This window comes from Streptomyces sp. SID5785, assembly GCF_009870065.1.
In the GTDB taxonomy this organism is placed as follows: Bacteria; Actinomycetota; Actinomycetes; order Streptomycetales; family Streptomycetaceae; genus Streptomyces.
The window spans coordinates 1-11023 of sequence record NZ_WWIA01000263.1 but is presented as its reverse complement, the minus strand read 5'-3'; the positions used below and the strand labels follow the sequence as shown (position 1 = coordinate 11023).

At 74.0% G+C, this 11023-nt stretch carries 13 protein-coding genes, 1 tRNA gene and 1 pseudogene; 8 read left to right on the top strand and 7 right to left on the bottom strand.

Going from position 1 to position 11023, the window contains the following annotated elements:
- The 4 genes and pseudogenes from GTW43_RS08250 to GTW43_RS08235 all read right to left on the bottom strand — a co-directional run.
- A pseudogene (locus GTW43_RS08250) lies at positions 1-121 on the bottom strand (GNAT family N-acetyltransferase); the annotation flags it as partial.
- Entirely contained in the window at positions 118-717 is a 600-nt protein-coding gene (locus GTW43_RS08245; RefSeq protein WP_161300979.1) for a hypothetical protein, read from the bottom strand. The gene GTW43_RS08245 and the pseudogene GTW43_RS08250, both read right to left, overlap by 4 nt.
- Positions 718-778: 61 nt before the next feature.
- Positions 779-1171: a VOC family protein gene (locus GTW43_RS08240; RefSeq protein ID WP_161300978.1), complete on the bottom strand. Its 393-nt coding sequence runs from the start codon at positions 1169-1171 to the stop codon at positions 779-781.
- A gap of 82 nt (positions 1172-1253) precedes the next feature.
- Entirely contained in the window at positions 1254-1922 is a 669-nt protein-coding gene (locus GTW43_RS08235; RefSeq protein WP_161300977.1) for an HAD-IA family hydrolase, read from the bottom strand.
- Between the two features lie 404 nt (positions 1923-2326).
- Here GTW43_RS08235 and GTW43_RS08230 point away from each other — a divergent pair, with 404 nt between their 5' ends.
- The 3 genes from GTW43_RS08230 (at position 2327) to GTW43_RS08220 (ending at position 5388) form a co-directional block, all read left to right on the top strand.
- Complete coding sequence (locus GTW43_RS08230) at positions 2327-3007, top strand: HNH endonuclease family protein (RefSeq protein ID WP_161300976.1); 681 nt, start codon at positions 2327-2329, stop codon at positions 3005-3007.
- Between the two features lie 103 nt (positions 3008-3110).
- Positions 3111-4751: an alkaline phosphatase D family protein gene (locus tag GTW43_RS08225; protein ID WP_161300975.1), complete on the top strand. Its 1641-nt coding sequence runs from the start codon at positions 3111-3113 to the stop codon at positions 4749-4751.
- A gap of 187 nt (positions 4752-4938) precedes the next feature.
- On the top strand, positions 4939-5388 hold the full coding sequence (locus tag GTW43_RS08220) for a DoxX family protein (RefSeq protein ID WP_161300974.1): 450 nt from the start codon (positions 4939-4941) through the stop codon (positions 5386-5388).
- A gap of 88 nt (positions 5389-5476) precedes the next feature.
- Here the strand turns inward: GTW43_RS08220 and GTW43_RS08215 are convergent, their stop codons facing one another.
- On the bottom strand, positions 5477-6007 hold the full coding sequence (locus tag GTW43_RS08215) for a superoxide dismutase family protein (RefSeq protein WP_161300973.1): 531 nt from the start codon (positions 6005-6007) through the stop codon (positions 5477-5479).
- 230 nt (positions 6008-6237) lie between these two features.
- Between GTW43_RS08215 and GTW43_RS08210 the strand changes: the two genes are divergently transcribed.
- Positions 6238-6867, top strand: a complete 630-nt coding sequence (locus GTW43_RS08210; protein WP_161300972.1) for a VTT domain-containing protein — start codon at positions 6238-6240, stop codon at positions 6865-6867.
- Here the strand turns inward: GTW43_RS08210 and GTW43_RS08205 are convergent.
- Positions 6855-7094 (bottom strand): DUF2277 domain-containing protein, encoded by a 240-nt coding sequence (locus GTW43_RS08205; protein WP_161300971.1) that lies wholly within the window; start codon positions 7092-7094, stop codon positions 6855-6857. The two genes, GTW43_RS08210 and GTW43_RS08205, sit on opposite strands and share 13 nt — an antisense overlap.
- A gap of 114 nt (positions 7095-7208) precedes the next feature.
- Between GTW43_RS08205 and GTW43_RS08200 the strand changes: the two genes are divergently transcribed.
- Positions 7209-7583 (top strand): hypothetical protein, encoded by a 375-nt coding sequence (locus GTW43_RS08200; protein ID WP_161300970.1) that lies wholly within the window; start codon positions 7209-7211, stop codon positions 7581-7583.
- Positions 7584-7624: 41 nt separating this feature from the next.
- On the opposite strand, the gene GTW43_RS08195 is transcribed toward GTW43_RS08200, so the two are convergent.
- Positions 7625-7696, bottom strand: a tRNA-Val gene (locus GTW43_RS08195).
- 248 nt (positions 7697-7944) lie between these two features.
- Between GTW43_RS08195 and GTW43_RS08190 the strand changes: the two genes are divergently transcribed.
- The 3 genes from GTW43_RS08190 to GTW43_RS08180 all read left to right on the top strand — a co-directional run bounded on the left by GTW43_RS08190 (position 7945) and on the right by GTW43_RS08180 (position 10789).
- Positions 7945-8724: a DUF4097 family beta strand repeat-containing protein gene (locus GTW43_RS08190; RefSeq protein ID WP_161300969.1), complete on the top strand. Its 780-nt coding sequence runs from the start codon at positions 7945-7947 to the stop codon at positions 8722-8724.
- 168 nt (positions 8725-8892) lie between these two features.
- Positions 8893-10209: a hypothetical protein gene (locus tag GTW43_RS08185; RefSeq protein ID WP_161300980.1), complete on the top strand. Its 1317-nt coding sequence runs from the start codon at positions 8893-8895 to the stop codon at positions 10207-10209.
- Positions 10210-10276: 67 nt separating this feature from the next.
- Complete coding sequence (locus tag GTW43_RS08180) at positions 10277-10789, top strand: DUF4383 domain-containing protein (protein WP_161300968.1); 513 nt, start codon at positions 10277-10279, stop codon at positions 10787-10789.
- The last annotated feature ends 234 nt before the right edge of the window (positions 10790-11023 follow it).

Sequence of the window (11023 nt, the reverse complement as noted above, 5' to 3'; positions counted from 1 at the left end):
TCTCGGGAGAGGCGAACAGCTCGATGAAGGCGGGCCGGTCGCGGGCCTCGGACGCGCGCAGGACGAGCCGGCGGGTGTGCAGCGGCGCGGGCGGCCAGGCGCCGGTGACGGGCGTGCTCACGCGGTGGACCCGCCCTGGATTCGGTGCTGTTCGGCGAGCAGCCGGGTGCGGTGGGCATTGCGGCGCAGGGTGGTGACGAGGACGATCACGACGCACAGGACGATGCCGAGGACGGGGAGCAGGATCGCCACGACGAGCGTGGCGGCGAAGCCGAAGAAGCCCACCGCGTCCCCGACCGTGTAGCGGGACAGCGCCTGGGACGAGCAGGTGATGTCGTACGCGCCCGCGCGCTGCACGTCGACGCGGTAGAGCAGGTACCAGGTCTCGTCCCGGGTGAGGGTCAGATCGCTGCCGTCGTGGAGCGCCGGGTGACCGGGGCCGCTGATCGTGCAGGTGGGGCCGGGCGAGCGGCCGGGGTACATGGCCCAGATCGCCCGGTCGTCGCCCGGTTCGAGGCGGAGGGTGACGGTCCGGTCGTTGCCGAACCGGGGGCCGTCACCGACCGCGTCGAGCAGGTGCTGGAACCGGAGGATGCCGAGGACCGCGCCGAGCGCGGTCAGTCCGGCGGCGATCAGGCCGGCCGTGACGTACCAGTGGCGGCCGGGCCGGAGCCGGTCGGCCGGTATCGCCGCTGTCCGCGGCGGAGCGATCTGCATCGGCACACGGTAGAACGGCGGCCGGTCCGGGCAGAACCCGGACTCGGCATCGGATCGGCGGTCAGTCCAGGCAGAACTCGTTCCCCTCGATGTCCTGCATCGTCAGGCACGACTCGTTCTCGTCGTCGGCCAGCTGGAGCAGCACGCGGGTCGCGCCCAGCTTCTGCAGGCGCGCCTCCTCCGAGAGGAGCACGTCGAGCCGCTCCTGGCCGACGAGCCCCTTGCCGGCCCGTACGTCGACGTGCACGCGGTTCTTGACGACCTTGCCCTCGGGAACCCGCTGGAAGTACATGCGCGGACCGGCGCCCGTCGGGTCGGCGGCGGCCGCCCAGGAGTCGTCGCCGTCCTCGTCCACGATCGGCTCGTACCCCACCACCTCGCACCAGAAGCGCGCGACCCGCACCGGCTCGGCGCAGTCGAAGGTGACCTGGATTTCCCGGATGATCGACGTCATCGGGACACCGTAGGTGCGGGTCGGACGTGGGTCCAGTGATTAAGGGACGCGGTGCGCGGGGCGGTCGCGCCGCCCCGCGCGGCTACGCGACGTGGAGCAGGATCTCGCCGTCCGCGGCGGCCTCGACGCGGACGTGGGTGAGGTCCGGGACGTGCACGGTCGGGCCGTGCTGGGCCGCGCGGGGGCCGATGCCGACGACGCGCATGCCGGCGGCGAGGCCGGCCGCGATGCCCGCGCCGGAGTCCTCGAAGACGACGCAGTCGGCGGGGGCGACGCCCAGTTCGGCGGCTCCCTTGAGGAAGCCCTCGGGGTCGGGCTTGCTGGCGCCGACGTTCTCGGCGGTCACGCGCACGACGGGGTAGGGCAGCGCGGCGGCGGCCATCCGGCCCGTGGACAGGGCGACGTCGGCGGAGGTGACCAGGGCGTGCGGGAGCCCGCCGGAGACAAGGGCGTCGAGGAAGGCGGCCGCACCGGGGACCGGCACGACGCCGTCCATGTCGGCGGTCTCCTCGGCGAGCATGCGCGCGTTGTCCGCGTGGTTCTCGGCCATGGGGCGCTCGGGCAGCAGGACGGCCATCGAGGCGTAGCCCTGGCGTCCGTGCACGACGCTCATGACGTGGTCCGGGTCGAGCTCGTGGGTGGCGGCCCAGCGGCGCCAGCAGCGCTCGACGACGGCGTCGGAGTTGACGAGGGTGCCGTCCATGTCGAGCAGCAGGGCGCGTGCGGAGAGAACGGTGGGCGTGGCCGTCATCGGCGGACTCCAGAGAACGGAGACGTGAGTGCGGGGGACAAAGAGGGCCCCGCCCGCCGGTCAGGGTGAGCGGACGGGAACCACTTTGTTTCCTCACGGTACAAAACGAGCCCCGATATATCCAATTCCGTCCGGCCCGTCACGCACCACCCACGGTGCGTGACGGGCCGGACGTCCGTGCGGACCGAGCGCCGGGGCGCCCCGGCGACCGATGCGGCGCAAACCCCGGCAGACCACCCCAACACCCGCCCCGTCGCGCCCGATTGACGCGTCGCACCCCTTGTCCGCCCTTCAAATTGACGCGACCCTGTCACTCGGCGCACATCTGTCGGCAACCCCACCCCACGACGCTGACCGGGCGCACCACGCCCAGGCCGACTTCCCCCCACCTCACGGGAGTTCACATGCCCCGCACCGCGACGCACCGCACCCCCGGCACCTCTTTCTACGCGCGTCGACGCCGCCCCCTGACGGCCGTCGCCGCCACCGTCCTCGCCACCGCCGGCCTGCTCACGCTCGGCCCCACCGCACAGGCCGCCCCGCCCACCCCGGTCACCGCCGCCACCGCCCGCACGTACCTCTCCGAACTGACCGTCAGGGCCGAGGGATCCAGCGACGGGTACAGCCGCGACAAGTTCCCGCACTGGATCACCCAGTCCGGCACCTGCAACACCCGCGAGGAGGTCCTCAAGCGCGACGGCACGAACGTGCAGACCGACTCCAGCTGCGCCGCCACGTCCGGCAGTTGGTACTCCCCGTACGACGGCGCCACCTGGACCGCGTCCTCGGACGTCGACATCGACCACGTCGTGCCGCTGTCCGAGGCCTGGAAGTCCGGCGCCAGTTCCTGGACGACGGCCCAGCGCCAGGGCTTCGCCAACGACCTGACGCGCCCGCAGCTCGTCGCGGTCACCGACAACGTCAACCAGTCCAAGGGCGACCAGGATCCCGCGACGTGGATGCCGTCCCGCGCGGCGTACACGTGCATGTACCTGCGCATGTGGGTCCACGTGAAGCACTACTACGACCTCACGGTCGACTCCGCCGAGAAGTCCGCCATCTCCTCGGGCCTGAGCGGCTGCTGAGCCCGCGCGCCCCGCTCCCCCGGGGCACGCGGAACCACACCGCCTCCCTCCGGCGTTCCACGTACCGGACCATCGGAACCGGGACGCCGGAGGAGGCGATCACGTGGCGGGACTGCGCCTGGGCCCACTGCTGCGGTACGTGGACGAGGAGACGGCGACGGTCTGGGTCGAGGCGAGCCGGCCCTGCGTCGCCGAGGTGCGCTGCGCGGACGGCGCGTCCGGCACCGCACCCACCTTCCAGATCGAGGGCCACCACTACGCGCTCGTGCCGGTCACCGGGCTGACCCCGGGCGGCGAGACCGCGTACGAGGTGACGCTCGACGGCGCCCGCGTCTGGCCCGAGCCGGACTCCCGCTTCCCCGCGAGCACCATCCGCACCCCGGACCACGGCGCCCCGGCGCCCGCGCCGTTCCGGGTGACGTTCGGCTCCTGCCGCTGGGCCGCCCCGCCCGCCGGCGGCCACGACCCGGTCGGCCCGGACGCCCTGGACACGCTCGCCGCCCGGCTCGCCGCGGACCCCGGCGCCGCCCGCCCGGACGTCCTGGTCCTGCTGGGCGACCAGGTGTACGCGGACGAGACGTCCCCGGCGACGCGCGCGTGGCTGTCCCGGCGCCGCGATCCGGACGAGCCCCCGGGAGCCCAGGTCGCGGACTACGAGGAGTACACCCACCTCTACTACGAGTCCTGGCGCGACCCCGAGGTGCGCTGGCTGCTGTCCACCGTGCCCAGCTGCATGATCTTCGACGACCACGACCTGATCGACGACTGGAACACGAGCGCGGCCTGGCTCGCCGACATGCGCGCGACCCCGTGGTGGCGCGAGCGCCTGCTGAGCGGCCTGATGTCCTACTGGGTGCACCAGCACCTGGGGAACCTGCCGCCCGACGAGCTGGCCGCCGACCCGCTGTACGCACAGGTGCGGGCCACGCCGGACGGCACGGACGCGCTGCGCCGGTTCGCCGCGCAGGCCGACGCCGCACCGGCCTCGGTCCGCTGGAGCTACCGCCGCGACTTCGGCCGCACCCGGCTGCTCATGGTCGACACCCGTGCCGCCCGCGTCCTCGACGAGGACCGGCGGGCCATGCTCGACCCGGGCGAGGAGCGCTGGCTGCGCGAGCAGGCCCTCGACGACCCGGACGGCCGCGACCACCTGCTGATCGGCACGTCCCTGCCCTGGCTGCTGCCGCACCTGATCCACGACGTGGAGCGGTGGAACGCGGCGCAGTGCGCCGGGGAGCGGGGCCCGCGCCGGGCCCGCTTCGGCGAGGACCTGCGGCGGCGGGCGGACCTGGAGCACTGGGCCGCCTTCCCCGCCTCGTTCGACGCGCTGACCGGGCTGATCGCGGAGGCCGGATCCGGCCCGGACGCCCCCGCGACGGTGTGCGTCCTGTCCGGGGACGTGCACCACGCCTACATCGCCGAGCCGCACTGGCCGGGCGGCGCCGCGCCCGCCGCCCGCGTCCTCCAGCTGACCTGCTCCCCCGTGCACAACTCGGTGCCCGCGTCGATACGGCTGGGCTTCCGCATCGGCTGGAGCCGGCCGGCCCGGGCCCTCGGGCGGCGGCTGTCGCGCCGGGTCCGGCCGGGCGGATCCGGAATCGGCTGGCGGCGCACGGGCGGCCCGTGGTTCGGGAACCAGCTGATGACCCTGACCCTGCGCGGCCGCAGCGCCGACCTGGCCCTCGACCAGGCGGACCGGCGCAGGGCCGGGCTGACCAGGGTCGCCCGGCGCACGCTCAGCTGACCCGCCGCGGGCGGCCCGCGCCCTCCACCCGCGGAATCCCCGGCATGGCTGAATGTTGAACTTGCAAGCACAAGTTAGGTTCCCCTAATCTCTGGACTCCCCCATCGGTGGCGGCGTGGCGGCGACGACGGCGCCCGGCCCGCCGGTGACTCGGTTCCGTCCCCACCGACCGAAGGAGTCCCCCACGATGACTGGACGTCTGAACAGCGCCCAGCCCTACGCCCTCGGCTTGTTCCGCATAGTCGTCGGCCTGCTCTTCACCTGCCACGGCACCGCGTCCCTCTTCGGCTTCCCCGACGGCGGCATGGGCCCGGCGCCCGCCGCCGGCGCCTGGCCCTCCTGGTACGCCGCCGTCATCGAGATCGTCTGCGGCGCCCTGGTCCTCGTCGGCCTCGGCACCCGCGCCGCCGCGTTCCTCGCCTCCGGCTCCATGGCCTACGCGTACTTCAAGGTCCACCAGCCGAACGCCCTGTGGCCGATCCAGAACGGCGGCGACTCCCCCGCCCTGTTCTGCTGGGCGATGCTGCTCCTCGTCTTCACCGGCTCAGGCGCCCTCGGCCTGGACCGGCTCCTCACCGGGCGCGCCGAGCGCCCGTCCGGCGAGCGGACCCCCGAGCGCGAGAAGGTCACCGCCTAGGCCCCGCCCGCGGAGTCGACGTGACGGTGCCCCCTCTCCCGGCCGGGAGAGGGGGCACCGTCCTGCGGGCGCGCGCCCGGGAGACGCGTCAGGGCTGGTACGCGAAGGGCACCGTGAAGCACGCGACGCGCTCACCGGCGCCGCCCGGCACGTCGTGCAGCACGACGGATCCGGCCTCGCCGCGGCGCAGCCCCCAGGACTTGTGGACGGTGGCGCGGCCGCGCCCCGACCGGTCGGTGGTGAAGTCCAGGCAGACCTCGTTCGCCGCGTCCGCGTGCCCGGGGCGCTCGACGTTCTGGTAGTGGCCGCCCGCGGCCGCGGGGTCCGCGCCACACGGCTCGCGGTGCACGTGCGCGCCGTAGGCCCGGCCCGGCACGAGCCCCTCGACGGCGAGCCGCACGGTCGTCCCGGCCCGGCTGCCGTGCTGGTCGACCTCGACGGACGCGCCGGGCGGCACGAGCCGGTGGTCGTAGGTGACCGCCGCCGAGTGCACGAACGCCGTGGGCGGCGCGAATCTCGCCTGGGTGTGCAGCCAGTAGCCGTCGGCCGCGCCACCGCTGCCGCCGCCCGCCGCGAGCACGGCCGCCGCGAGGGCGCCGCTCACCATCCCTGCCACCATCGCCGGTTCCTCCGGTCACTCGGTTCGTCCCGCTCGCCCTTTCGTTGGTACGGGACAAAAGCCCGGCATGCCCGCTTCGACACGGCAGCCGGGTGAACGTGACGTGGGGAACATCTGTACCCCTTGCGTCACTTGAGCAACTCTTGAGGCGTACGCTGTACAGCTGTCATCAAGCCGCTCCGCGTGAGGGAACGGCCGCAGCACGGTCCGTACGGGGAGTAGGCAGAGCAGTGGTGGAGCATCTGGGGTCGCTGACCGGCAGCCCGTGGATCTACGCCGTCGTGGCGCTGTCGGTGCTCTTCGACGTCTTCCTGCCCGTGCTGCCCAGCGGCGTGCTCGTGATCACCGCCGCGACCGCGGCGGCGGCCGGCACCGGCGCGGCCACCGGGCAGGTCCCGCGCGGCGTGCCCGACCTGCTGGTCCTCACGCTCTGCGCGGCCACCGCGTCCGTCCTCGGCGACCTCGTCGCCTACCGGCTCGCCTGGCGCGGCGGCGAGCGGCTCGACCGGGCGATCGCCCGCTCCCGCCGCCTGACCACCGCGCAGGAACGTCTCGGCGGAGCGCTCGGGAGGTCCAGCGGCGGACTGCTCGTGATCATCGCCCGGTTCGCGCCCGCGGGCCGCTCGGTGGTCTCGTTCGCGGCCGGGACGGCGCACCGCCGGGTCCGCGAGTTCCTGCCCTGGTCGGCGCTGGCGGGCGTGGCCTGGGCCGCGTACAGCGTCGCGCTCGGCTGGTTCGGCGCGCACTGGCTCGGCGCGGGCTGGGTGTCCGCGCTGGTCTCGCTGCTCGCCCTGGTGGGTGCGGGCTTCGTCGCCGCCTACGTGATGCGGCGCCCCGTCCCGGAGCCTCAGGAGGCCTGAGCCGGGGCGGGCCGGTGCCCGCCGCGCACCTCCAGGCCGTCGAGCAGCTCGGCGGTGGCGCGGGCGATCTCGTCCACGGCCCGGTCGAACACCTCACGGTTGTGCGCGGCCGGGGCCCGGAAGCCGGACACCTTGCGCACGTACTGCAGGGCGGCGGCCCTGATCTCGTCCTCGGTGGCCTCTTCGGGCTGGGCGGGCGGGCGGAGGGTCTTGATGCTGCGGCACATGCCTCCAGTCTGCCGCCCCCCTCGACCCATCGTCTCCCCCGAGCCGTACACACGTTCGCGTGAACTCCGTCGAGTCGCTCGCACCACTAAATCGAACAGACGTACCATTGAGGGGTGGCAGCGAACGATGACTCCGACGATTCCGCCTTCGACTTCCCGAGCGACCTCCTCGCCGGCCAGGAGGAGCTGCACCAGGTCCGGGCCGAGCTCCATGCCCTCCTCAAGCGGCTCCCCTGGTCGGTGGAGCCCCTCGACGCCGTCAGCGACACCCAGGGCTGGCGCAAGCTCGAACGCCCGGCGTCACCGGGCTGGACCGACGACGACCAGGCGGAGGTGGAGAAGCTGCGACAGCGCGAGCTGGAGCTCGCGGTCTTCGTGACGTGCCATCGGTACTGGTCCGGTCTCGGCGGCAGCGACGCCGTGCAGGCCCGCGCCCGCCTCAAGCACACCGGCCCCCGGCCCGCGCACGACGAAGGCCCCCGCCCGTGATCACTGCCTGATCACGGCCCGGAGGCCTTCGGTCACCGCGGTGGGCGCGGACGGTTTCGAACCGCCGACATCCTGCTTGTAAGGCAGGCGCTCTACCCCTGAGCTACGCACCCGGACATCTCCGGCCTCTCGGCGTACGACGACACAGCACACCGCGACCAGGACGAGCCGACAGCGTACCCTGCCGGGCCCCCCGCTCGGCAAACGCCCGACCGGCAACCGGCCCGGTGGCTGCGGGGGTTAACCCCACCGCGGATCCGGTGGCCGTCCGGATCCCGTCCGGGGCCCCGCCCTCGTACGTTCGTGACAGGCCGGTCCGGTACCGGCCGGCCACCGCACGCCGCCCCAGGGGGAATCCGTCATGACCGCCCGTCCGCGCCGCACCGTCCGGGTGCTCGCCGCCACCGCCGCCACCGCCGCGCTCGCCGTCACCGTGACGGCCTGCGGCGCCGACGCCGACGACGACGCGCACCCCGACCACCGCTCCTTCGCCCTCCAGGGCCGCACCCTCACCGTCGACACCGACGACTCCGCGCTCGAACTCGTGCCGGGCGACAGCGACCGCGTGCAGGTCACCCGGTGGTTCCGCGGGTCCACCGTGATCGGCTCCGACCCGAAGGTGACCTGGCGCTGGGACGCGGACACCGACCGGCTGACGCTGCGCCTGCACTGCAGCGGCTTCGTCGCCGACTGCGCGGCCCGGCATCGCGTCGAGGTGCCGCGCGGCATCGCCGTCGTCGTGCGCGGCGACGACGGCAGCGTCCGTGCCGAAGGGCTGCGCAACGGGCTCGACGTCAGCGCACGGGACGGCTCGGTCCGGGTCACGAACACCGCGGGGCCGCTGCGTCTGCACACCGAGGACGGCTCCGTGAAGGCCACCGGCGTCGACGCCCGCCGGGTGTCCGTGCACACCGAGGACGGGTCCGCGGACCTCGCCCTGCGCACGGTGCCCGACCGGGTCGACGCCGTCGGCGAGGACGGCTCCGTCACCCTCGCGCTGCCCGGCTCGGCCCGGTACAAGGTCGCCACGCACTCCGAGGACGGCTCCGTCCACGTGGCCGTGCCGCGCGCCGACGACAGCGCCCACCGGGTCTCGGTCCGCACCCAGGACGGAAAAGTCACACTCCGAACCGCGAACTAACCGGGCCGTGTGTTCGTCCTTAACGGGTGGGAGAATGAACTCCTGTCAGGGCGGACGACGGCACGGGAGAGGTTAGTGACGACGGCGACGACGAAGCGCCCCGGAGAGGGGCGTGGCCTTGTCGTTCGGCGGCGCCGCCGCTCCGCCCGCACCTCCGGCCCGTCCGCGCTGGGCGACCTCCTGACGCTCGCGCTGCTGCCCGTCCCGCTGCTCGCCGCCGCCGTCACCGCGTCGTTCAACGCGGGCGGCACCCGCCGCTGGTTCGGCGGGCGCGCCGAGAGCCAGCGTGCCGAGGCCCAGGCCGCGAAGGACGCGGCCGCCGCCGCGTTCTACGAGCTCGACACCGCACAGCGCGACCTGCGCATCTCGATCGAGACCATCACGGCGGTCGACGACTCCCCCGCCGCCCGCCGCGCCGTCACCGACTTCCAGCAGCTCGGCGCCCGCATCGACGAGGCCAGCGGGCAGTACATCACCGCCGTCGACGCGCACGACCTGGACCGGGACGACCTGGAGGCCGGTGTCGCCGCCCGCGCCCGGAGCGAACTGACGCAGGCCAAGGACCAGTTGGTCCGCGTCAAGCAGGACCTCGACCGGTTCACCCAGGGCCTCGGACCGCTGCTCGGCAAGGCCGAGACCCAGCTCGCCCGGCTCGCACCGGCCGTCGAGCGCGCCCGGCAGGCCCTGCTCGCCGCGACGACCGCGCTCGACTCCGCACGACAGGCCGGGCTCAAGGCCGACGACCTCGCGGCCCGGCTCGCCGCCCTCGGCCCCGAGCTGACCCGGCTCAACCAGGGGGCGGGGCAGCACGGCGTGCCCGAGACCCTCGAGCGCGCCGAGCGGGTCGCGCGGGACGCCGAGGCCGTGCGCGCGGAGGCCGGCCGGCTGCCCGAGCGGGCCGCCGAGATCGACCGCCGGCTCGTCTCGCTGCGCACCCGCGCCCAGGCCCTGACCACGCGTGCGGGGCAGGTCGAGCCGGTGCTGAGCGAGCTGCGGCGCCGGTTCGCGGCCGCGTGCTGGCAGGACCTGCAGCGAGTCCCCGAGATCGCCGGGGAGAACGTACGGCAGGCCGAGACCAAGCTCGCCGAGGCCCGCACCGCCCGGGACGAGCAGCGCTGGCCCGACGCCACCTCGCTCCTGTCCACCGTCCGCGCCCTGCTCAACACGACGGACGAGTCCGTCTCCGCCGCCTCCGACCGCCTCCAGCGGCTCAACGCGGTGGCGAAGGACCCCCAGCAGGAGATCGACCGCACGCGCTTCGCGATCCGCGACGCGCAGCGGCTGGCCATGGCAGGACGCGCCACCCCGGACCCGCGGCACGCCCGCCCGCTCGACGACGCCGTGGGCCGGCTCGACCGGGCCGTCGCGGGGCTCGAGGGCCGCCACCCCGACTACTGGCACTTCCTGACGGAGACCGAGGCCGTACGGGAGACCGTGGCCCGGGTCGTCGCGCAGATCCGGGAGGACCGGGGCGGCCCCGCCTGAGCGGTTGGCACTCGGTGTGCGGCGGGCGGATCCTGGTTGTACGCACGTCCGAGGAGGCGAGGCTGCCATGGCCACGCAGGTACTCCACCCCCGGTCCCGGCGGCGCGTCACGCTGGACGAACATCTGCCCGTCGACCACCGCCTCAGTCAGGTCTACAGGATCGGCGCGGGCCTGATGGGACTCGTCCTGCTCGCCTTCGGCATCCTCGGGCTCATCGACCGCATCGGGTTCTTCGACACGGGCGGAGACACGGTCGCCGGGCTCAACACGAACGGCGCGCTCAGTGTGCTGTCGATCTGCGTCGGGCTGCTGCTGTTCGCCGGGGCCGTCATCGGGGGCAACGTCGCGTCCACGCTGAACATGACGCTGGGCATCCTCTTCATCCTCAGCGGGTTCGTGAACCTGGCGCTGCTCGACACCGGGGCGAACGTCCTGGCGTTCAAGATCCAGAACGTGCTGTTCAGCTTTGTCGTCGGGGTACTGCTGATGGCCTTCGGCATGTACGGGAGGGTCAGCGGGACGCTGCCGCACGACAACCCGTACTGGCTGGCCCGCCACGCAAACCGCTCCGCGAACTGACCCGGCCCATCGGTTCACCGCCACCCGTCACGACAGCCCCGCGTGGGGCGCGGGGCGCGAGCCTGGAAGTATCGCCCCGGCCCTCGACCAGCCCCGTCGGGGCGCGGGTCACAGTGCCTGGGAGCATCGACGACCGGCACTCGACGAGCCCCGTCAGAGGCGCGGGGCGCAGTGCCGCGACTATCGACGACCCCGCGCTCGACCAGCCCCGTCAGGGGCGCGGGGAACTGCGCG

Coding starts and splice junctions, on each gene's coding strand:
- GTW43_RS08190 (WP_161300969.1), top strand. CDS start 7,945: ATGACCGCCCGTCCGCGCCGCACCGTCCGGGTGCTCGCCGCCACCGCC.
- GTW43_RS08220 (WP_161300974.1), top strand. CDS start 4,939: ATGACTGGACGTCTGAACAGCGCCCAGCCCTACGCCCTCGGCTTGTTC.
- GTW43_RS08240 (WP_161300978.1), bottom strand. CDS start 1,171: ATGACGTCGATCATCCGGGAAATCCAGGTCACCTTCGACTGCGCCGAG.
- GTW43_RS08245 (WP_161300979.1), bottom strand. CDS start 717: ATGCAGATCGCTCCGCCGCGGACAGCGGCGATACCGGCCGACCGGCTC.
- GTW43_RS08235 (WP_161300977.1), bottom strand. CDS start 1,922: ATGACGGCCACGCCCACCGTTCTCTCCGCACGCGCCCTGCTGCTCGAC.
- GTW43_RS08180 (WP_161300968.1), top strand. CDS start 10,277: ATGGCCACGCAGGTACTCCACCCCCGGTCCCGGCGGCGCGTCACGCTG.
- GTW43_RS08215 (WP_161300973.1), bottom strand. CDS start 6,007: ATGGTGGCAGGGATGGTGAGCGGCGCCCTCGCGGCGGCCGTGCTCGCG.
- GTW43_RS08205 (WP_161300971.1), bottom strand. CDS start 7,094: ATGTGCCGCAGCATCAAGACCCTCCGCCCGCCCGCCCAGCCCGAAGAG.
- GTW43_RS08230 (WP_161300976.1), top strand. CDS start 2,327: ATGCCCCGCACCGCGACGCACCGCACCCCCGGCACCTCTTTCTACGCG.